The sequence below is a fragment of the Mycobacterium sp. TH-M103 genome, from assembly GCF_057473785.1.
The window spans coordinates 1-20,199 of record NZ_JBYCLG010000339.1 but is presented as its reverse complement, the minus strand read 5'-3'; the positions used below and the strand labels follow the sequence as shown (position 1 = coordinate 20,199).

Here is a 20,199-nt window from a genome sequence, read left to right as displayed (position 1 = left end):
CAATGGCGGCCAGTTCGTCCAGCGCTTCAAAGACTCGGTACACGGCCATACCCTCCTGGGCGTCTCGCCAAAAAACTCTGTTGTTACCAGTGTGCCTGTTGTTACGTCCGTGACAGTGGTGGCGACGCCGGTGTGTCGGGCACCTGCCCGGCGGAGAACGGGGAGAATTTCGCAGGAATTCGCCCGTTCGCGCCTTTGTCGCGTTTTGTCGCTGTTTTGTCGCGGCTTTTTGTCGCGCAGACAGCGATTCTAGAGAGCGCGACGTCCGGGGCGAATCCCAGAATTGGGGGTGTCCCCCCGCACACGGCTTTGCCTTATACCCCACTGGGGTATACGTGCGTCGGGGCGGGCGGCGCCAACCGGGCGGAGGAATTCGTGACAGTGCTGGCAGCGATCGGCCACGCCCTGGGCCTGGCCGGCACGATGACGTGGGAGATCCTGTGGGCGCTGATCCTCGGCTTCACCCTGTCCGCGGTGGTGCAGGCCGTGGTGCGCCGCTCGACGGTCGTTGCCCTCCTCGGTGACGACCGGCCCCGCACCCTCGCGCCGGCGGCGGGCCTGGGCGCGGCCTCGTCGTCGTGCTCGTATGCGGCCGTCGCCCTGGCCCGGTCACTGTTCCGCAAGGGCGCCAACTTCACCGCGGCGATGGCCTTCGAGAGCGGCTCCACCAATCTGGTCGTGGAGTTGGGCAGCATCCTGGCGCTGCTGACGGGGTGGCAGTTCACCGCCGCGGAGTTCGTCGGCGGGCCGCTGATGATCGTCGCGCTGGCCGTCCTGTTCCGCGTCTTCGTGCGCTCCCGGCTCGTCGACGCCGCCCGCGCACAGGCCGAGCGGGGACTGGCCGGATCGATGGAAGGCCATGCGGCGATGGACATGTCGATCCAGGACGAGGGTTCGTTCTGGCGACGGCTCCTGTCCCGCCAGGGCTTCACCTCGGTGTCGCACGTGTTCGTCATGGAGTGGTCGGCGATTCTGCGTGACCTGGTCGTGGGCCTGTTGATCGCGGGGCCATCGGAGCCTGGGTGCCCGAAAGCTTCTGGCAGGGCTTCTTTTTGGCCGACCACCCGGGCTGGGCGGCACTGTGGGGGCCGATCGTCGGACCGGTCGTGGCGATCGCTTCGTTCGTCTGCTCGATCGGCAATGTGCCGCTTGCCGCGGTGCTGTGGAACGGCGGCATCAGCTTCGGTGGCGTCGTCGCGTTCATCTACGCCGACCTGCTGATCGTGCCGATCTTGAACATCTACCGCAAGTACTACGGCACCAGGATGATGCTGACGCTGCCGGCCACCTTCTACGCCGCGATGGTCGTCGCCGGATACCTTGTCGAATTGATCTTCGGCACAGCGCATCTCATTCCGGCACAGCCGTTTCCGGCGGGACGAGACGGGTAGGCGGATCGGGCGCCCGTCTACGACCGCACCACCACCCCGACTCGGTCGGTCGCGGCACCCTCGACCCCGAACTGCGGGCATGGTTGCCCGGCGGCCCGAGGCTGGGCGCAGACATCCCGATCGCCCAGGGGCGCCGCGAACACCGGCAGCTCGGCGTGGGACCCTGGCCGCCGATCGGCTCGGTGCAGCACCTGGTGCCGCACGGATCCATCCCGGTCCGCCGGCACCCCCCCACCCGGCCGGCGTCCACCCCGTCGGGCGCGCTGGTCTACCTGCACGGCGGCGGCTACACCTACGGCACGCTCGACGAGTTCGAGGTTCCGGTGCGGCTGATCGCCGAGCGCGCCGGGATCAGCACCGACGCGGTCGGCTACCGGCTGGCACCCGAGTCGAAGTACCCGACCCGCAACCTCCTGCGCGACGGCGACGACGCGCGCGACCCGTGTATCACCCCGATGAACGCCCCGAGCCACACCGGCCTGCCGCCGGCGATCCTGGTCACCAACGGCTTCGACCCGCTCCGGGACGTCGGGCACGCCTACGCGAGGAAACTCGCCGCGGCCGTAAACGAGCTGACCTACATCCATCATCCCGATCTCATCCCCGGGTTCCCGCAGTTCAGCCGGTCGTCGAAGGCGGCGCATCGGGCGACCCTGGAGGTGGCCGACCGAATCGGTGCGGCCATCGGATGAGTCAGATCCGCAAGATGCGTTCGGCGTTGCCGTGGGCGATCTTCGCGCGGTCGGCCGCGCTCAGCGTGGTGCGCTCGAACCCGTCGACGGCCGCCTGCGACGACTCGTAGGGATAGTCGACGGAGAACATGATGGCGTCCGCCCCGACCTCGAGCACGGCGCCGGTGAGCGTCGCCGGGGAGAAGACGCCGCTGGTGGTGAACACGATGTTGGTGCCCAGGTAGGCCGATGGGGGGCGGTGTAGCCGGTAGTCGGGGGTGGTGGTCGCATACCGCGAGTCCAGCCGGCTGCGCTGGAACGGCAGGAACTCGCCCATGTGGCCCAGGATCAGCGTCGCGGACGGGTGGCGGTCGAACACGCCGCCACACAGGATCCGCAGCGCGTGCCCCGACACCTCGGCCGCCCAACTCCACATGGCGCCATAGAGTTCCGGGTGGCCGTTCAGCACGTGCCAGTGATCGGCCGGCGGGGCGCCGGGGTGCAGGTACAGCGGGACGGCCAAAGATTCCAGCGCTTCCCACAGCGGTTCGAAGATCGGCTCGTCGAGGTAGTGACCACCCAGATGGTCGTTGACCAACGCGCCGCAGAACCCCAGCTCGCCGATGCAGCGCTCCAATTCGGCGACCGCCGCCCCGGGATCCTGCAGAGGTAGCGCGGCGAAACCGCGGAACCGGGACGGGTGCCGGGACACCACATCGGCCAGGAAGTCGTTGGCGCGCCGGGCGTTGTCGCGCGCCGTGGCGGCGTCGAGGTCGGCCTGCAGACCGGGAACGGTCAGCGACAGCACCTGGACGTCGATGCCGGCGGCGTCCATCTCCGGGAGCCGGTACTGGGTGAAGTCGGGCAGCTTGCGCAGCCATTCCTCGGCGTACGGCGTTGCGCGCAAGGACAACCCGGGCATGGGATCGGCGATCCCGGGGATCGAGAAGGCCTCTTCCAAGGCGATGTATCTCACCGGGTCCCTTCTGAATCGTTGCGGCGGAACGCCATTCAGCGACGGTCGGCGAGCTTGCCGCGCATGCGGCGGTTCACCGGTTCGGGCAACAGCCGGGACACGTCACCGCCCAGCGTCGCGACCTCCTTGGCCAGCGACGACGACACGAACGAATACTCCGGCGCGGTCGCCACGAAAAAGGTGTCGACACCGGCGATGTGCTTGTTCATCTGCGCCATCTGCAGCTCGTATTCGAAGTCGGTGTCGGTGCGCAGCCCCTTGACGATGGCCGTCATCCCGCGGGCCGTGACGAAGTCGACCACCAGGCCTTCTCCCGCCTCCACCCGCAGGTTCGGCAGGTGCGTCGTCGACTCCTCGATCATGGCGATCCGCTCGTCGAGGGCGAACATGCCCTGCTTGGCCGGGTTGGACAGGATCGCGACGACCACCTCGTCGAACTGGCCCGCGGCCCGCTCGAAAACGTCGATGTGGCCCAACGTCACCGGGTCGAACGACCCGGGGCACACCGCGCCCGTCACAGGCCGCGCCGCCGACGATGCGGGTCCGGGCGATGAGGAACAGCGGCGTCCATGACGCATGACGGTACACGTCCGCCTCAGCCCACCTCGGCCATCTCCAGTCGGGTGTCGCCGTAGCCACGCGACGGCCATGGCCGCCAGCCGGGCGGCCAGGTCAGGGCCGCGCCGTTCGCCCCGCGCTCGACCACGACGACGGTTCCCTCGTGCGCCCACCCGTGGTCGACCAAAGCGGTCAGGACGGCCCCGACCTCCGCGGCGTCGACGTCATACGGGGGGTCGGCCAGCACCAGGTCGACCGGAGCCGCCGCCCCGCCCGCCAGGACCGCGGCCACCGGCCCCCGGCGCAGCGTCGCGCCGGGCAGGCCGAGGGTGTCGATGTTGCGCGCGAGGACGGCGGCGGCGCGCTGGTCGGACTCCACGAACACCGCGGAGCCCGCGCCGCGCGACAGTGCCTCGAGTCCGAGCGCCCCCGAACCGGCGTAGAGGTCCAGCACGGCCAGGCCGGTCAGGTCCCGGCGCGCGGCGAGGATGTTGAACAGCGATTCGCGCACCCGGTCGGTGGTCGGCCGCGTTCCGCGCGGGGGCACGGCGATGCGCCGCCCCCCGGCGGCACCTCCGATGATCCGGGTCACCGGGCACCTACAGCAGCGTCGACCAATAGTCCCAGAACCGGACCATGATGAGCAGGAACACGGCGGTGAACCAGAGCACGGCGAGCGACCAGCGCCAGTGGTGGAGCAGCCGCGTCGCGGCCCCCGCCTGCCCGAGTTCCGGGCGCACCGCGACCGATGCCAACACGACCAGCAGCGAGACGCTCACCACCCAGACCACCATGCAGTACGGGCACAACGCCCCGATGCGATACAGGCTCTGGAAGATCAACCAGTGCACGAACGCCACCCCGCCCAGGATTCCGACTGTCAGGCCGGTCCAATACCATTGCGGCAAAGCCACTTTCGCCAACGCCAGGACACCGGTCACGATGACCACGGTGAAACCCACGATCCCGAGCAGCGTGTTGGGCACCCCCATGATCGACGCCTCCGGCGTGACCATCACCGATCCGCACGCCAGGACCGGGTTGAGGTTGCAGGAGGGCACGTACGACGGATTGCCCAGCAGGTGGATCTTCTCCACCGTCAGGGTCAGCGAGGCCACCAACCCGATCGCACCGCCGAGCAGCATCCACCACGCGCTGGGCGCCGGGACGCGCTCCCGCGGAGGCGAATCCGCGCCCACCGGTGCGACGGGTTCGGCTGACACCGGGGCCGTCACGAAGCCGCAGGCTTGACCGCGGTGTCGATGCCCGGCACGTCGCCGACGATGGTCTTGATCTTGGCGACCAGCGCGTCGGGTGTCGACGGGTCGTAGTCGTCGCCGTTGATCTTGATGGTCGGGGTCGCGTTGATGTGCGCGGCCGCCGCCTCGCCGGTCACCTTGGACAGGTACTTGCCGCTGTTGATGCAGTCCGGCACCTTGCCCACCACGCCGGATTCCCGGGCGATCTCGATCAACCTGGCGTTGTCGGGAAAGCTGGTGCCGCGTTCGCTGGGCTGGATGTCGCTGCTGAACAAGGCGGCGTGGAAACGGCGGAACGCGCTGATGGACTCGTCGGCGACGCACAGGGCCGCCGCGCCGGCCCGCGACGAGTAGTCCTGGTTCCGCGGGCTGTCCAGAATCGAGACCATGGAGTAGTCGGCCTCGATCGCCCCGATGTCGATCAACTTGGACACCGTCGGGCCGAAGGTGCGCTCGAAGTTCCCACAGGCCGGGCACAGAAAGTCCTCGTAGAAGGTGACCGTCGCCTTGGGATTGCCGGTGCCGGGCTGGGTGACCAACTTGCTCGACGTCACCCGCACCGTGTCGCCCGAACCGGTGTTGCCGTCCTTTTTGTGATGCGACGTGACGATGTAGGCCACGAGGGCGACCGCGAAGATCACCACGATCGCGGTGCCGCCGATCTGGATGAGGCGGCCGGATTTGCCGCCGCCGGAGGACATGTCGAATCGCGGGGGACGTTTGGGGTTGTCGGCCACGGGTTCCCTGATCTTTCGGTGCGGGGGTCTTTCGGTGCGTGGGTCTTTCGCTGCGTATTGCCCCGACCACGGTCGGGCGACGGCGCCTCTAGACTACCGGGCGCCTCACGCGCGGCTCAGATGAGCGCGCAGCGCCGAAATCAGTTCGCTGGTCGCGGCCGCGCTACCGCCTCCCAGCGGGAACAGGTTGGCGAAGCCGTGGGTCAGCGAACCCATCGACCTCAGGTCCACCGGGGTGCCGGCCGCCCGCAGCGCCGCCGCGTAGCTCGCCCCCTCGTCGCGCAATGGGTCGAAACCGGCGACCGCGATCAGCGCCGGCGCCAGATCCGACAGCGACCCGGCCAGCAGCGGCGACACCCGCGGATCCGCCGGGTCGATGCCGGAATCCCTCAGGTACTGGGCGTGGAACCAGTCCATGTCGCGCTTGGTGAGCAAGAACCCGCGGGCGAACAGGCTCAGCGACCGGGTCCGCGCGGTGAAGTCGGTCCGCGGGTAGATCAGCCACTGCAGCACCGGGGCGGGCCCGGCGTCGTCGCGGGCCAGCTGGCACACCACCGCGGCCAGGTTGCCGCCCGCGCTGTCCCCGCCCACCGCGACGCGCCCGGGCGTCGCACCGAGTTCGGCGGCGTGCTCGTGGGCCCACACGAAGGCCGCGTAGGCGTCCTCGATCGCCGCCGGGGCGGCGTGCTCGGGCGCCAGCCGGTAGTCCACGGACAACACGTGGATGCCGGCGTCGCGGCAGGTCAACCGGCACAGCATGTCGTGGGTGTCCAGGTCGCCGAGCACCCAGCCCCCGCCGTGGTAGAAGACCAGCAGAGGTGCGGGACCGCCGGCCGCCGGGCGGTAGTGGCGCGCCGGAATCGCGCCGGCCGGCCCGGGCAGCGAGAGGTCGTCGACCTCGACGTGGATCTGCGGCCCGGGAAACCCGACGGTCATCTCGTGCATCTGGGCCCGGGATGCCGCCGGATCGTCATCCACGACCAGGCCGTCGACGCCGACCGCGCGCAGACCCGACAGCATGAGCTGCAGCGTGGGGTCCAGCGTATTGCCGTCGATGATGACCGAACGGCCGCCGAACAGCACCCGTTTGGCCCGGTCCGGTATCCACGGGATGACCTTGACGCCGATGGTCGTGACCGCGCCCTGCAGGCGAGCGGGCAGGCGCATCGACACGCGCTTCGCTCCGGACTGGAGCTCCTGCTCGCCTGGCACACTCTTAGACATGGGCCGCTCCCTCGAGAAGAACTGCGTCACGCTCAACGACGGTAATGCGATCCCCATCGTCGGGCTCGGGGTGTTCAAGGTCCCGCCGGCGGAAGCCGAGCAGGCGGTCAGCGCCGCGCTGCGGGCCGGTTACCGGCACATCGACACCGCCGCGGCCTACCGCAACGAACGGGAAACCGGGCGGGCGGTTGCCGAGTCCGGCGTGCCGCGCGACCAACTTTACGTGGTGACCAAACTGTGGAACGCGGACCAGGGTTACGACAGCACGCTGGCCGCGTTCCCCGATATTTCAGGCCAGCATGGACCGGCTGGGGCTGGACTATCTCGACCTTTACCTGATCCACTGGCCGGTGCCCGCGCAGAACACGTTCGTGGACACCTTCAAGGCGTTCGCCCACCTGCGCGATCAGGGCCGGATCCGCTCGATCGGGGTCAGCAACTTCGAACCCGAGCACCTCACGGTTCTCATGGACGCCACCGGCATCGTCCCGGCGGTCAACCAGATCGAACTGCATCCCCGGTTCCCCCAGCACGAGCTGCGCGAGGTGCACGCGCAGCGAGGCATCGCGACGGAGGCGTGGGCGCCCCTGGGCCAGGGAGAACTGCTGGCCGACCCGACGGTGGTGGCGGTCGCGGAAAGTTGTGGACGAACCGCGGCGCAGGTGTTGATTCGCTGGCACATCCAGCTGGGTAATATCGTGATCCCCAAGTCGGTGAACCCCTCACGGATAGCGAGTAACTTCGACGTGTTCGATTTCGAACTCAGCGCCGACCAGATGGCGCGGATTTCTTCGCTCGAGGACGGAACGCGGCTCGGGCCGGATCCACGAACCTTCAATTTCACAGGTAGGTGAATGACGTGACTGGCGACTCGGGCGCCGCCGTACCCTCGATAGCTCTCAACGACGAGAACACCATGCCGGTTCTCGGCCTGGGCGTCGCGGAGTTGTCGGACGACGAGGCCGAACGCGCGGTGTCGGCGGCGCTGGAGATCGGCTGCCGGCTGATCGACACCGCCGCCGCCTACGGCAACGAGGCCGGCGTGGGCCGAGCGATCGCGGCCTCCGGCATTCCGCGCGCGGAGCTTTTCGTCACCACCAAGCTGGCCACGGCCGACCAGGGTTTCACCAGTTCCCAGCACGCCTGCTCCGCCAGCCTGGAGCGACTCGGCCTGGACTACGTGGACCTCTACCTGGTGCACTGGCCGGCCCCGTCGCTGGGCAAATACGTGGATTCCTTCGGCGGCCTGATCCAGTGCCGCGGCGAGGGCCACGCCCGCTCCATCGGCGTCTGCAACTTCACCGACGACCACCTGTCGACCGTCATCGACCTGTGTTTCGTCACCCCGGCCGTCAACCAGATCGAGCTGCATCCGCTGCTCAACCAGGACGAGCTGCGCAAGGTGAACGCGCAGCACAACGTGGTGACGCAGTCCTACACGCCGCTGGCGCTGGGCAAGCTGATGGACAACCCGACGGTCACCTCGGTCGCCGCCGAATACGGCAAGACGCCCGCGCAGGTGCTGCTGCGGTGGAACCTGCAGCTGGGTAACGCCGTGGTGTTCCGCTCGGCCCGGGCCGAGCACATCGCCGGTGACTTCGACGTCTTCGACTTCGATCTGGCCTCCTCGCACATGGACGCGATCAACGGCCTGCACGACGGCACCCGGCTGCGCCCGGACCCGGACACCTTCGACGGCACCGGCTCCTGACCCGGGGCGCGCCTGCCTCAGCCCGCCGGGCAGGTGGCCGCGGCCTGCCTCAGAACGCCGGCGGAAGGTTCGTCGACCGGTAGCCGGTAGCCGCGCAGCACGGCGATGAACTGCATGGCGTACTGGCAGTCGAACGCGGTGTTCGGCGGCATCCAGCGCGCCGGCGGGGAATCGCCCTTGTCCTGGTTGGCCTGCCCGTCCACGGCCAGCAGGTTGGCCGGGTCGTTGGCGAAGCGCAACCGCTCCGGAAACGGCCAGGCGTAGGCCCCCATGTCCCACGCGTAGGCCAGCGGGACGATGTGGTCGATCTGCACCGACTCACCGGTGTGCGCGCCGCGCTGGAACGCGATGGTCTTGTCGGTGTACGGGTCATGCAGCGTTCCGGTGGCCACCGCGTCCGGGCAGCGCTTGATCGACACATAGGTCTTGTCGACGAGGTCGCGGTTGAGGATGTCGTCGCGGGTGTCGCACCCGTTGTGCCCGAGCGGGGCGTCGTTGTCGTCGTCCCACGCGTCGCCGAACGCCGCCCTGCGGTAGTCGTAGCGGTGCAGCCGCTGCGGCAGCACCGCGATGCCGGCGAGCACGTCGGTGCCGGGCGCCACCGTGGGCACGTCGGCGCGCGCGGCGACCTCGGCGCGCTGGGCCGCCTTCGAGCCCAGCGTCTGGTAGGCGACCACCAGGGCGAACACCGCGATCGCCGACAACCACAACAGCAGCTTGCGGTTGGGGCCCCTCACGACTTGTCCAGGTATTCGATGCGGTCGGTGTTGGTGAACGTGGCCGCCAGCAATTCCAGTCCGGCGTCCCCGGGGTCCTGCTCGTGGGCCCGGGCGCAGAACTCGCGCGCCGCCTCGATGACCTCGCGATGCTCGGCCAGGGAAAGCAGACGCAGGTTGATCGCGCGCCCGGACTGGTTGCGGCCCAACACATCTCCTTCCCGGCGCTCCTTGAGGTCGAGGTCGGCGAGGACGAAGCCGTCCAGGGTGCCGGCGACGGCGGTGAGCCGCTGGCCGGCCCGCGATCCCGGCGGCACCCAGCTGGCCAGCAGGCACAGGCTGTCGTGCTCGCCGCGGCCGATGCGACCCCGCAACTGGTGCAGCTGGCTGATCCCGAACCGGTCGGCGTCCATCACCAGCATGACGGTCGCGTTGGGTACGTCGACGCCCACCTCGATGACGGTGGTGCACACCAGGACGTCGATCTCGCGCGCACGGAAGGCCGCCATCACGGCGTCCTTCTCGTCGGCCGGCAGCCGTCCGTGCATCAGGCCCAGCCGCAGGGCGGCCAGCTCATGGGAACGCAACCGCGCGAACAGCCCCTCGGCGGTCGCCGAGGGGCGGGCGTCCTGCTCCTCTCTGCCGTCACTCTCGTCGATCCGCGGCGCCACCACGTAGGCCTGGCGGCCCTCGGCGACCTCCTCGGCGATGCGCTGCCAGGCACGCTCCAGCCACGCGGGCTTGTCCTTGACGAAGATCGCGTTGGTGGTGATGGGCCGGCGGCCCCGCGGAAGTTCGCGCAGCGTCGAGGTTTCCAGGTCGCCGTAGACGGTCAGTGCGACGGTCCGCGGGATCGGGGTGGCCGTCATCACCAGCAGGTGCGGCGTGATCCCGGGAACGGCCTTGGCGCGCAACTGGTCTCGCTGCTCGACGCCGAACCGGTGTTGCTCGTCGACCACCACCATGCCCAGGTTGTGGAACTCCACCGCGTCCTGCAGCAGCGCGTGGGTGCCGATGACGATCCCGGCCTCGCCGGACGCGACCTCGGCGCGGACGTGCTTCTTCTGCGCCGCCGTCATCGATCCGCTCAGCAACGCCACCCTGGTGGCTACCCCGTCGTCGCTGTCCTCCCCACCCAGCTGGCCCGCCATGCCCAACGGGCCCAGGACGTCGCGGATCGACCGGAGATGTTGGGCGGCAAGGACTTCCGTCGGTGCCAGCAGCGCGCACTGGTAGCCGGCGTCGACCAGCTGCAGCATCGCCAGCACGGCGACGATCGTCTTTCCCGAGCCCACCTCGCCCTGCAGCAGCCGATTCATCGGCCGGGTGGCCGACAGGTCCCGCGCGATCACGTCGAGCACGTCGCGCTGACCCGCCGTCAGCTCGAATGGCAGCCGCCGCAACAGTTCTGATGCCAGGCCATCGTCCCGCACCGGCGCCGGGGGCCCCGATTCCGCCAGCTTGCTGTGCCGGCGGCCGAGCAGTCCCCACTGCAGGCCTACGGCCTCGTCGAAGGTCAGGCGTTCGCGCGCCCGCCGGCGCTCCGGCTCGCTCTCGGCCAGGTGAATGTCGCGCAGCGCGCGGTCCTGCGAGACCAGGCCGTACTGGGCGAGCAGCGCCGCCGGCAGCGGATCGTCGACCGGGTCGAGGACGTCGAGCACCTGGCGCACGCAGCGGAAGATGTCCCAGCTCTGCACCTTGGTGGTTGCCGGGTAAATCGGGAAGAAGGCCCGCTCGAACGCCGACATCTGCACCTCGCCGGCGGTGGCCTGCGAGGCGATGGCGATGTTCTTGAGCGAGCTCGTGCCGCGGCTCTTGCCGTCCGGTGAGTCGAGGATGAGAAACGCCGGGTGCGTGAGCTGCATGACGTTCTTGTAGAACCCGACCTCCCCGGACAGCATCACCTTGGTGCCCTCGGTGAGGTCCTTCATCAGGTAGTTCGCGTTGAAGAACGTCGCGGTCACCTTGCTGCGGCCGGAGCCGAGCGTGATGCGCAGACACTTCTTCTTCGGGGTCTTGCGCATCGGGAACGACTCGGTCTGGGCGATCGTGTCGACGATCGTGATGTGCTCGCCGGCCTCCGGGCGTTGCTGACCGTCCCCGTCGGCGCCCCAGCGGGTCGCGCCCTCGGTGTAGCTGCGCGGATAGTGGCGCAGCAGGTCGTTGACGGTGCGGATGCCAAAGGCCTCTTCGAGTGGGTCGGCGGCCTTGGCGCCCAGGACGAAGGTCAGCGGTTCGCCGAGTGATGCCACGGTTACTCGACCCCGATGAGCAGCACGTCGCCGCGGTGGCCCGTGCGGTAGGTGACCAGCTCGGTGCCCGGGTGGTGGTCGTGCACGTGCCGCTGCAGTACGTCGCCGACGCCCGCGGAATCCTCGCCGGCCGTCGCGTGGTCTGGTTCCATGGCGGCGCCCACCAGCACCGTCACCAGGTCCCCACCCGAGGCCAGCAGCAGGTCGATCAGCCCGATCGCGGCCCCGGCCGCGTCGTCGGCCACGATCAGCACCTCGTCGCCCGCGATGCCCAGGCCGTCGCCCGGTTTGCAGCGGCCCGCCCACGTCAGCGCGCTCTCGGTCGCGATGCGCACCGAGCCGTGGCGGGCCGCCCCGGCGGCCCGCGCCATCGTGTAGCCGTCGTCGACGGCCTGCCTGCCGGTTTCGTGCACGGCCAGCGCGGCCAGCCCCTGCACCATCGACCCGGTCGGTATCGGCACCACGTCGATGCCCCAGCCGATGGCCGCAGTGCAGCCGGCCACCAGTTCCTCGACGGCCACGAGTCCGTTGGGCAGCACCATCACCTGCGCGGCGCCGGTGTCCACCACGGCCCGCATCAGCTGGTGGGCGCTGATGTGGCCGGGCAACTCGGTGCCGTCGGGGTCCGAACGCAGCACGCAGGCGCCCTCGCCGCCGAACAGCTCGGCGGCCCCGTCGCCGTCGACGACGGCCAACACCGCCCGTTCCCGCGTCCAGCTGCCCGCCGGCAATCCCGCGGCCCCCGAGCTCAGGGCTGACACGACGATCCGGCTGGGCCGCCCGGCGGCCAGCCCCGCCTCGATCGCGGCGCCGGCGTCGTCGGTGTGCACGTGCACCGAATAGCCGCCCTCCGTCGACGGCGCGGCCGCGATCGCCACGGAGTCGCCCAGTTCCTCGAGCCGGTCCCGCAGCACGTCCGCACCGGCGGCGGCGCAACCGTCCAGTCGGTACATCACCTCGAACTGCGGTGACGGCCGTTCGGCGGGGGCGTCGGGCTGCGGCGCGCGCGGCGACAGCTCGTACACCTCGCGGGCGGACGTCTGCCCGGTGACCGTCGACCGCAGCGCGTCCAGCAGCACCAGTAGGCCCCGGCCCCCGGCGTCGACGGCACCGGCGTCGGCCAGCACGTCGAGTTGCTCCGTCGTCTTCTCCAGCGCGACCACCGCCGCGTCGCCCGCGGCGGTCAGCGCCGCGGGCAGGCCGTCGTCGGCGCACGCCGCGACGGCGGCGGCGGCGGACCGCAACACCGAGACGATGGTCCCGGGCACCTCCTGGCCACCCATCGAGGCGATGACCAAGTCGACGCCGCGATGCAACGCCGCCCCGAGGACGGCGGCATCCAGCTCGGCCAGCTCCCCGCCGCAATCGGCGGCGCGGGCCGCGGCGACGTCGGCGACACCACGAAGAATCTGCGACAGGATCACCCCGGAATTGCCGCGGGCGCCGTTCAGCGCACCGGACGACAGGGCGGCCGCGACCCGGGCGACGCAGCCCGACCCGCCGGCCGCCGCGTTCGCCTCCGCGAGCGCGGAACGCATGGTGAACAGCATGTTCGCGCCGGTGTCGGAATCGGCGACGGGGTACACGTTGAGCCGGTTGATCTCGTCGATGTGGACGATCAGATCGCCGACGGCGGTGTGCGCCCAGTCCCGCAGGGCCGCCGCGTCCAGCGGACGATCCGGCCTGCCCTCGAGCGTGCCTTCCGAAGCGTTCACAGCGACCCACCTCCTCCCGCGCCGGCCTCCGTGCGCGCCAGCGTAGCCCGGCGACGACGCGCGCGGCCGCCCGCGAGCCAGCACCCGCCGGCGCGGGCGACCGGCCGGATCGAGCCTAGCCACCGGCGCCGACACCGCGCGTCGTAGGATTGCCGTCGGCGCCGATCGTTTTGGTGGTTGCCCACCGCAGTCGGTATCCTGGACCGACCAGGTTTTCCAGGAAGATCTGAGTTGCGCTGTCCCGGCCGGCTCGCCGGACCCCCGATGATTTGAGGAGCTTTGACATGGCTGCTGTGTGCGATATCTGCGGGAAGGGCCCCGGCTTCGGCAAGTCGGTGTCGCACTCCCACCGCCGCACCAGCCGCCGGTGGGACCCCAACGTCCAGACCGTGCACGTCGTCACCCGTCCCGGCGGCAACAAACAACGGCTGAACGCGTGCGCGTCCTGCATCAAGGCCGGCAAGGTCGCCCGGGGCTGACCCGGCCCTGACCTCGCCGCGGACGCCGAACATCGTCCGCGCAGCACGGCCACGCGCCGCGCCTCGCCGTCGTCGCGGGCGATTCCCATCGCGCCGTCGACCTGTGCGCCCAGTTCGCGGCGCAGGTGGGCGAACTCCGCCGGGAGTTCCGGGACGTTGGGCGCTTCGGAACGCGCCTTCTCCGGCATGGCCGCGACCAACCTGTCCCGACCCGCCCGGACGCGAACACCACCTGCCAGGGCTGCACGTTGGAGTTCGACGGCGCGAGCATCCCCAGTTCCAGCGACTCCTCGACCAGGCGTCGCGGCACGGGGTCGGCCAGGAACATCCGCGTCGACCGCCGCCGCCGGATGGTCTCGTCGAGGTCGTAGGTGTTCGTCGCGGTCAGGGCAACCGCCAGTCGATCGGATCGGCGCCCAGCTTGGTCAGCAGATCGTTGGCGCGGCTGAACGGGCGCGAGCCGAAGAACCCGCGGGACGCCGACAGCGGCGAGGGATGGGGCGACTCGATCGCCACGCAGTCGCCGTCGGCCAGCAACGGTTTCAGCGTCGACGCGTCGCGGCCCCACAAGATCGCCACGAGCGGCTGCGGACGTTCGACCAGGGCGCGGATCGCGCACTCCGTCACCACTTCCCACCCCTTGCCCCGATGCGACGCCGGGTTGCCCGGGCGCACGGTGAGCACCCTGTTGAGCAGCAGCACACCGCGCTGCGCCCAGGGCGTCAGGTCGCCGCACGAGGGCTGCGGATGACCGAGGTCCGCGGTGTACTCGTCGAAGATGTTGGCCAGGCTGCGGGGCAGCGGGCGCACCTCCGGGGCCACCGAGAAGCTCAGCCCGACCGCGTGTCCGGGGGTCGGGTAAGGGTCCTGCCCCACGATGAGGACCCGCACGCTGTCGAAAGGAAAGTTGAAGGCGCGCAACACGTTCGGCCCCGCCGGTAGGTACCGGCGGCCCGCGGCGACCTCGGCCCGCAGAAATTGCCCCATCGCCGCCACCTGCTCGGCCACCGGCTCGAGGGCCTGCGCCCACCCCGGCTCGACAAGCTCGTGCATCGGCCGCGCGGTCACCGCCACCCCCTCGCCATCGCGTAGACGATCACCGCGCCACACTACTCACGTCGCCCGGCTAATCCTGAAACGACTGCCAGCCCGCGTACCTCCCCCACGGCGCGCCGTCGACGAGAACCCGGGGCGGGCCGTCGAGCACCCGCCCGATGACGCGCCATCCGGACGGCACCGGGCCGGCGAAACAGGCCGCCAGCGCGTGGTCTTCGCCGCCGCCGAACACCCACGACCACGCGTCGGCGCCCACCGCGGCGGCGGCCTCACTCAGCGGGTCGCGATCGGCGGCAAGCGCCGCGGTGGACACGTCGAGGCCCACCCCGGACGCCTCCGCGACGTGCCCGAGGTCGGCGACGAGCCCGTCGGAGACGTCGATCATCGCCTGCGCTCCGGCGCTCGCGGCCACGGCTCCCGCGCCGTAGGGCGGCCGGGGCACCAGGTGCCGGCGGCGCAGGTCGTCGAAGCCGTCGATCCCGTTGTGCCACAACGCGTATCCGGCGGCAGACCGGCCGAGGTCGCCCGCGACGGCCAGCACCGAACCGGGTTTCGCGCCGGACCGCAGCACCGGCGCGCGGCCGTCCAGGTCGCCCAGCACCGTCACTGACAGCACCCATTGCGGACAGCTGACCAGGTCACCGCCGACGATGCCGGCGCCGACCCGTACGGCCTCCTCCCACATCCCGTCGACCAGCGCGTCGGCGTCGGCCGCCGCCGTGTCGCCGGGCGCCCCGAACCCGACGAGGAACGCCGTCGCCCGCGCGCCCATCGCCTCGACGTCGGCGGCGTTCTGCGCGATCGCCTTGCGCCCGACGTCGTGGGGCTTCGACCAGTCCAGCCGGAAGTGCCGGTCCTGCACCAGCATGTCGGTGGACGCCAGCACCCGGCCGTCGGAGGCGGACACCATCGCCGCGTCGTCGCCGGGCCCGAGCAGCACGGTGCCGGGCTGCCGGCGCCCGCGCACCAACCGGTCGATCACGGCGAACTCGCCGAGCTGCCGCAGGGTCGGGGCGGTGCCGGCCGTGTCGTCGCCCACCACGCCTCCTGCGGCCTGCGGTAAGTTCGGTACCTGCCCGCGCGAGCGGACCGCGCCAGTGTACGAGAAGGAGGCACGGGGGCGTTGACGACCGACCCGGCCACCGATTCGGGCGACTCGGGACCGCCACGCTCGGTGATCGTCGCCGCGGTGGCGCTGGCCGTCGTGTCGATCGGGGTGGTGCTGGCCATCGCGGCGAACCGGGAGGGCCCGCCGCGACCGGTGTCCCTTCCGGCGATACCCGCGCCGCACGCCGACGATCCGGCGTGCCGGGCGCTGGAGCGCGCGCTGCCGCAACGGCTGGGCGAGTACCGGCGCGCGCCGCTGGCGCAGCCGGCACCCCACGGCGTGGCCGCCTGGCGCGCCGACCCCCGGGGCGAACCCGTGGTGCTGCGCTGCGGGCTGGACCGGCCCCCCGGCTTCGTGGTGGGGTCGCCGATCCAGGTCGTCGACCGCGTGCAGTGGTTCGAGACCGCCCCCTCGGCGCAATCCGCCGGTCCCGCAACGACTGACGCGGCGGTTTTCACGTGGTACACGGTCGACCGGCCGGTGTACGTCGCGCTGACGCTGCCGCCGGACTCGGGGCCGACGCCCATCCAGGAGCTCTCCGAGGTGATCGACCGGACCGTCGCGGCGGTGCCGATCGACCCGGCCCGCCCCGAATGATCAGCGCAGGCCCGTCCCCCGGGCCAGGGCCGTGTCGATCATGGTCGCCAGCAGGGTCGGGTAGTCCACGCCGCCGGCCCCCCACATCCTGGGGAACATCGAGATCGTGGTGAACCCCGGCATGGTATTGATCTCGTTGATCACCGGGCCGTCGTCCGTCAGGAAGAAGTCGACGCGGGCCAGGCCCTGGCAGTCGATGGCGCGAAACGCCCGGATCGCCAATTCGCGCACGGTGTCGGCGATGTCGTCGTCGACCTTGGCGGGCACGTCCAATTCGGCCGCGTCGTCGAGATATTTGGTCGCGAAGTCGTAGAACCCGTCCTCGCGGCCCCGCACGCCGGCCACCCGGATCTCCCCCAGCGTGCTGGCCCGCACGGTGCCGTCCGGCATCTCGAGCACACCGCACTCCAGCTCGCGCCCGTTGACCGCCGCCTCGACGATCACCTTCGGGTCGTGCCGGCGGGCGCCGGCGACGGCGGCGGGCAGCTCGTCCCAGCTCGAGACCCGGCTGACACCGATCGAGGACCCGCCGCGGGCGGGCTTGACGAAGACCGGCAGCCCGAGCCGCTCGCGTTCCTCGGGCCGCAAGGTCGAGCGCGACGGGCGCAGCACGACGTGCGCGCCGACGGGCAGCCCCTCGGCACTCAGCAGCTTCTTTGTGAACTCCTTGTCCATGCCGGCCGCGCTGGCCAGCACCCCGGCTCCGACGTAGGGCACACCGGCCAGTTCGAGCAGCCCCTGGATGGTGCCGTCCTCGCCGTAGGGACCGTGCAGCACCGGGAACACGACGTCGACCTCGCCGATGACCGACGCCAGGACCTCGCCGGTGCTCGCGGGCAGCGACACCAGCTGGCCGCTGCGCCGCGGATCGGCCGGCAGGGAGAGCTCGGTGCCCGATTCGGTGGTCACCTCCGGCAGCCGCCGGTCGGCGATCGCCAGCGAGTCCGGGTCGCCGTCGGTGAGCACCCAGGAGCCTTCCGGGGTGATGCCGATCGCGACCACGTCGAAACGCCGCCGGTCGAGATTGCGCAGGATGCTGCCCGCGGACACGCAGGAGATGGCGTGCTCGTTGCTGCGGCCACCGAAGACGACGGCGACGCGCACGCGGCCACCGGGTGGCGGGGCCACCGGCCGGTCAGAGGCATCCACAATATGGAGAGGCTACCGGCTGGGCGGCTCGCGGGTCGCCCTCACTCGGGCTTGGTGCTGCGGCCCAGCAGCAGGGCCACCGCGGCGTCCACCGACAGCCCCTTGTGACAGACCCGGTGCACGGCGTCGGTGAGCGGCATCTCGACGTCGTAGCTGGAGGCCAGCGCCAGGACCGATTCACACGACGTCACCCCCTCGACCACGGTGTCCCCCTCGCCGGCCCGCAGCGCCGATTGCACGGTCGCGCCGCGGCCCAGGCGTTCGCCGAACGAGCGGTTGCGCGAATACGGCGACGTGCACGTGGCCACCAGGTCGCCGACCCCGGCCAGCCCGGCCAGGGTCGCGCCCTTGGCGCCGAGCGCTATCCCCAGCCGCATGATCTCGGCCAGGCCGCGGGTGACGATCGCGGCCGCGGTGTTCTCGCCCAGCCCGACGCCGGCCGCCATCCCGCACGCGAGCGCGATGACGTTCTTGCAGGCGCCACCGATCTCGGTGCCGACCACGTCGCTGTTGGTGTAGGGGCGTAAGTACCCGCTGTTGAGCATCCGCTGCAGGGCCACCGCACGGCCGGAGTCGCTACAGGCCACCACCGTGGCCGCGGGCTGGCCCGCGGCGATCTCACCGGCCAGGTTCGGCCCGGAGATCACCGCGACCTGCGCCGGGTCCACACCGGTCACCGAGACGATGACCTGGCTCATCCGCATCAGGGTGCCCAACTCGATGCCCTTGGCCAGGCTGACCAGGGTGGCGCCGTCGGCCACCAGGGGCGCCCACCGCTCGAGGTTGGCCCGCATCGTCTGGGCAGGAACACCCAACAGCACCGTGGATGCACCCGCCAGCGCCTCGGACGCGTCGGCGGTGGCGCGGATGCCCGGCGGAAGCAACGTTGCGGGCAGGTAGTCCTGGTTGTACCGGGTGGCGTTGACCTGCTCGGCCACGTCGGCGCGCCGGGCCCACAGCTTGACCGCCGCCCCCGGTCCCCCGGCGTCGACGAGGACCTTGGCCAGCGCCGTGCCCCACGCGCCGGCGCCCATCACCGCGACCCCGCCGTCGCCCCCGGTACCGGCCATTGGCGCCCCTGTCTGTCGTCGCGACACCGAACCGTCGCCCGGCGCTCCACAGTAGCCGGGCGAGGGTGCCGGGCGGGACCGCCGGAGGCTGCGCCCTGGCAGGATGACCTCATGACCGGCACCGGGGGCGACTGCGGAGGCGACGTCGCGTTGATCATCGCGGTCAAGCGACTGGCCGCCGCCAAGACCAGGTTGGCCCCCGTGTTGTCGGCGCCGGCCCGCGAGAAGGTGGTGCTGGCCATGCTCGTGGACACCCTGACGGCCGCGGCCGCGGTGCCGGCGCTGGGTTCGATCACCGTCATCACGCCCGACGAGGTCGCCGGGGCCGCGGCGGCCGGGCTCGGCGCCGACGTGCTGGCCGACCCGACCCCCGACGGGCACGGCGACCCGCTGAACAACGCGATCGCCGCCGCCGAGCGGTCGGTGTCCGGCAGGTTCGCCAATACCGTTGTGCTGCAAGGAGATTTGCCCGCACTGCAGTCCCGGGAACTGGCGGAGGCGATCGCCGCCGCGCGCGGTTACCGCCGCAGCTTCGTCGCCGACCGGTTGGCGACGGGGACCTCCGCGCTGTGCGCGTTCGGAGCACCGCTCGACCCCCGGTTCGGCCCGGATTCCTCGGCGCGGCACCGTCGTTCGGGCGCGATCGAGTTGACGGGCGCGTGGCCGGGTCTGCGTTGCGACGTGGACACGCCAGCCGACCTGACGGCCGCGCGGCGCCTCGGGGTCGGGGCGGCGACCGCCCGGGCGGTCGCCCAGCAGTGATGCCGACCGCCCGGCGGACTCGCCCGTTCGATGAACTTCGCGCCAACGGCGGATGGATGTATGTCCGGCGCTAGCAGCACACGGGGGTGATGAGCAATGATCTCTTCGTGACCGATACCGAAGCCGAACCCCTTCCCGACGAGAGCGTATGGCATGCGGGTGACCCCGCCGTGTCGGCACCACCGGCGACCACCCAGGCGGCGACCACCGATCTGCCGGAAGACCGTTACCTCAACCGGGAACTCAGCTGGCTGGACTTCAATGCGCGCGTTCTCGCGCTGGCCGCCGACAGCTCCCTGCCCCTGCTGGAGCGGGCCAAATTCCTGGCGATCTTCGCCTCCAACCTCGACGAGTTCTACATGGTGCGGGTGGCGGGCCTCAAACGTCGCGACGAGATGGGGCTGTCGGTGCGCTCCGCCGACGGCCTGACACCGCGCGAGCAGTTGGCCGTCATCGGCGAGCAGACCCAGAAGATCGCCAGCCAGCACGCGCGGGTGTTCCTCGACTCGGTCCGGCCGGCCCTGGCCGCCGAGGGCATCCACATCGTCACGTGGGCCGATCTGGATCAGCCCGAACGCGGGCGGTTGTCCGCCTATTTCACCGAGCAGGTCTTCCCCGTTCTGACGCCGCTGGCCGTCGACCCCGCCCACCCGTTCCCGTTCGTCAGCGGCTTGAGCCTGAACCTGGCGGTCAGCGTGCGGCAACCCGAGGACGGCAGCCAGCACTTCGCCCGGGTGAAGGTGCCCAACAACGTCGACCGCTTCGTCG

At 70.9% G+C, this 20,199-nt stretch carries 19 protein-coding genes and 3 pseudogenes; 8 read left to right on the top strand and 14 right to left on the bottom strand.

The window, feature by feature from the left end; translation table 11 throughout:
- Window positions 1–423 precede the first annotated feature (423 nt).
- Window positions 424–1,364: pseudogene (locus AC2VOR_RS18915) on the top strand (permease); the annotation flags it as partial.
- 110 nt (window positions 1,365–1,474) lie between these two features.
- Window positions 1,475–2,083, top strand: coding sequence for an alpha/beta hydrolase (locus tag AC2VOR_RS18910; RefSeq protein WP_486964297.1), 609 nt, complete (start codon window positions 1,475–1,477; stop codon window positions 2,081–2,083).
- Between the two features lies 1 nt (window position 2,084).
- On the opposite strand, the gene AC2VOR_RS18905 is transcribed toward AC2VOR_RS18910, so the two are convergent.
- The 6 genes from AC2VOR_RS18905 to AC2VOR_RS18880 all read right to left on the bottom strand — a co-directional run bounded on the left by AC2VOR_RS18905 (window position 2,085) and on the right by AC2VOR_RS18880 (window position 6,816).
- Window positions 2,085–3,038, bottom strand: coding sequence for an amidohydrolase family protein (locus tag AC2VOR_RS18905; protein ID WP_369739563.1), 954 nt, complete (start codon window positions 3,036–3,038; stop codon window positions 2,085–2,087).
- A 35-nt stretch (window positions 3,039–3,073) separates the two neighbouring features.
- Complete coding sequence (gene coaD / locus AC2VOR_RS18900; RefSeq protein ID WP_369739564.1) at window positions 3,074–3,556, bottom strand: pantetheine-phosphate adenylyltransferase; 483 nt, start codon at window positions 3,554–3,556, stop codon at window positions 3,074–3,076.
- A 77-nt stretch (window positions 3,557–3,633) separates the two neighbouring features.
- Window positions 3,634–4,188 carry a 16S rRNA (guanine(966)-N(2))-methyltransferase RsmD gene (gene rsmD / locus AC2VOR_RS18895; RefSeq protein ID WP_486964296.1) on the bottom strand — a complete coding sequence of 185 codons (555 nt, stop codon included), beginning with the start codon at window positions 4,186–4,188 and terminating at the stop codon, window positions 3,634–3,636.
- A gap of 7 nt (window positions 4,189–4,195) precedes the next feature.
- Window positions 4,196–4,831 (bottom strand): vitamin K epoxide reductase family protein, encoded by a 636-nt coding sequence (locus AC2VOR_RS18890; protein ID WP_369739566.1) that lies wholly within the window; start codon window positions 4,829–4,831, stop codon window positions 4,196–4,198.
- Window positions 4,828–5,592, bottom strand: coding sequence for a DsbA family protein (locus tag AC2VOR_RS18885; RefSeq protein ID WP_369739567.1), 765 nt, complete (start codon window positions 5,590–5,592; stop codon window positions 4,828–4,830). Before AC2VOR_RS18885 ends, AC2VOR_RS18890 begins: the two co-directional genes overlap by 4 nt.
- A 105-nt stretch (window positions 5,593–5,697) precedes the next feature.
- Window positions 5,698–6,816, bottom strand: coding sequence for an alpha/beta hydrolase (locus AC2VOR_RS18880; RefSeq protein ID WP_369739568.1), 1,119 nt, complete (start codon window positions 6,814–6,816; stop codon window positions 5,698–5,700).
- Here AC2VOR_RS18880 and AC2VOR_RS18875 point away from each other — a divergent pair.
- Window positions 6,815–7,670: pseudogene (locus tag AC2VOR_RS18875) on the top strand (aldo/keto reductase). The gene AC2VOR_RS18880 and the pseudogene AC2VOR_RS18875 overlap by 2 nt on opposite strands.
- 5 nt (window positions 7,671–7,675) lie before the next feature.
- Window positions 7,676–8,527 carry an aldo/keto reductase gene (locus AC2VOR_RS18870; protein ID WP_486964295.1) on the top strand — a complete coding sequence of 284 codons (852 nt, stop codon included), beginning with the start codon at window positions 7,676–7,678 and terminating at the stop codon, window positions 8,525–8,527.
- 17 nt (window positions 8,528–8,544) lie between these two features.
- Here AC2VOR_RS18870 and AC2VOR_RS18865 read toward each other — a convergent pair whose 3' ends face one another.
- The 3 genes from AC2VOR_RS18865 to AC2VOR_RS18855 are packed head-to-tail and all read right to left on the bottom strand — an operon-like array spanning window position 8,545 to window position 13,165.
- Window positions 8,545–9,264 carry an HNH endonuclease family protein gene (locus tag AC2VOR_RS18865; protein WP_369739570.1) on the bottom strand — a complete coding sequence of 240 codons (720 nt, stop codon included), beginning with the start codon at window positions 9,262–9,264 and terminating at the stop codon, window positions 8,545–8,547.
- Complete coding sequence (gene recG, locus AC2VOR_RS18860; protein ID WP_486964294.1) at window positions 9,261–11,495, bottom strand: ATP-dependent DNA helicase RecG; 2,235 nt, start codon at window positions 11,493–11,495, stop codon at window positions 9,261–9,263. Before recG ends, AC2VOR_RS18865 begins: the two co-directional genes overlap by 4 nt.
- A 2-nt stretch (window positions 11,496–11,497) precedes the next feature.
- On the bottom strand, window positions 11,498–13,165 hold the full coding sequence (locus AC2VOR_RS18855) for a DAK2 domain-containing protein (RefSeq protein ID WP_369741681.1): 1,668 nt from the start codon (window positions 13,163–13,165) through the stop codon (window positions 11,498–11,500).
- A 329-nt stretch (window positions 13,166–13,494) separates the two neighbouring features.
- Here AC2VOR_RS18855 and rpmB point away from each other — a divergent pair, with 329 nt between their 5' ends.
- Complete coding sequence (gene rpmB, locus AC2VOR_RS18850) at window positions 13,495–13,689, top strand: 50S ribosomal protein L28 (protein WP_369739572.1); 195 nt, start codon at window positions 13,495–13,497, stop codon at window positions 13,687–13,689.
- Here the strand turns inward: rpmB and AC2VOR_RS18845 are convergent.
- Genes AC2VOR_RS18845 through AC2VOR_RS18835 form a run of 3 tightly spaced genes read right to left on the bottom strand, consistent with a single transcriptional unit; the run spans window position 13,661 to window position 15,784 of the window.
- Entirely contained in the window at window positions 13,661–14,017 is a 357-nt protein-coding gene (locus AC2VOR_RS18845; protein WP_369739573.1) for a nitroreductase family protein, read from the bottom strand. The two genes, rpmB and AC2VOR_RS18845, sit on opposite strands and share 29 nt — an antisense overlap.
- Before the next feature lie 56 nt (window positions 14,018–14,073).
- Window positions 14,074–14,757, bottom strand: a complete 684-nt coding sequence (locus AC2VOR_RS18840) for a uracil-DNA glycosylase (RefSeq protein WP_369739574.1) — start codon at window positions 14,755–14,757, stop codon at window positions 14,074–14,076.
- 58 nt (window positions 14,758–14,815) lie between these two features.
- Window positions 14,816–15,784 carry a thiamine-phosphate kinase gene (locus tag AC2VOR_RS18835; RefSeq protein WP_369739575.1) on the bottom strand — a complete coding sequence of 323 codons (969 nt, stop codon included), beginning with the start codon at window positions 15,782–15,784 and terminating at the stop codon, window positions 14,816–14,818.
- Window positions 15,785–15,868: 84 nt separating this feature from the next.
- Here AC2VOR_RS18835 and AC2VOR_RS18830 point away from each other — a divergent pair, with 84 nt between their 5' ends.
- Window positions 15,869–16,450: a DUF3515 domain-containing protein gene (locus AC2VOR_RS18830; RefSeq protein WP_486964293.1), complete on the top strand. Its 582-nt coding sequence runs from the start codon at window positions 15,869–15,871 to the stop codon at window positions 16,448–16,450.
- Here the strand turns inward: AC2VOR_RS18830 and AC2VOR_RS18825 are convergent, their stop codons facing one another.
- On the bottom strand, window positions 16,451–17,578 hold the full coding sequence (locus AC2VOR_RS18825; protein WP_369741682.1) for a D-alanine--D-alanine ligase family protein: 1,128 nt from the start codon (window positions 17,576–17,578) through the stop codon (window positions 16,451–16,453). It lies immediately after the preceding gene.
- 62 nt (window positions 17,579–17,640) lie between these two features.
- The gene (locus AC2VOR_RS18820; RefSeq protein ID WP_369739577.1) at window positions 17,641–18,669 is read right to left on the bottom strand and encodes an NAD(P)H-dependent glycerol-3-phosphate dehydrogenase; all 1,029 of its coding nucleotides are present in this window, start codon (window positions 18,667–18,669) and stop codon (window positions 17,641–17,643) included.
- Between the two features lie 111 nt (window positions 18,670–18,780).
- On the opposite strand from AC2VOR_RS18820, the gene cofC reads away from it, so the two are divergent.
- On the top strand, window positions 18,781–19,431 hold the full coding sequence (gene cofC, locus AC2VOR_RS18815; protein ID WP_369739578.1) for a 2-phospho-L-lactate guanylyltransferase: 651 nt from the start codon (window positions 18,781–18,783) through the stop codon (window positions 19,429–19,431).
- An 86-nt stretch (window positions 19,432–19,517) separates the two neighbouring features.
- Window positions 19,518–20,199: pseudogene (locus tag AC2VOR_RS18810) on the top strand (RNA degradosome polyphosphate kinase); the annotation flags it as partial.

What these genes read in the sequence shown, in the direction of transcription:
- AC2VOR_RS18880 (WP_369739568.1), bottom strand. Translation starts at nt 6,816, where the DNA reads ATGTCTAAGAGTGTGCCAGGCGAGCAGGAGCTCCAGTCCGGAGCGAAG.
- rpmB (WP_369739572.1), top strand. Translation starts at nt 13,495, where the DNA reads ATGGCTGCTGTGTGCGATATCTGCGGGAAGGGCCCCGGCTTCGGCAAG.
- AC2VOR_RS18845 (WP_369739573.1), bottom strand. Translation starts at nt 14,017, where the DNA reads ATGTTCCTGGCCGACCCCGTGCCGCGACGCCTGGTCGAGGAGTCGCTG.
- AC2VOR_RS18820 (WP_369739577.1), bottom strand. Translation starts at nt 18,669, where the DNA reads ATGGCCGGTACCGGGGGCGACGGCGGGGTCGCGGTGATGGGCGCCGGC.
- cofC (WP_369739578.1), top strand. Translation starts at nt 18,781, where the DNA reads ATGACCGGCACCGGGGGCGACTGCGGAGGCGACGTCGCGTTGATCATC.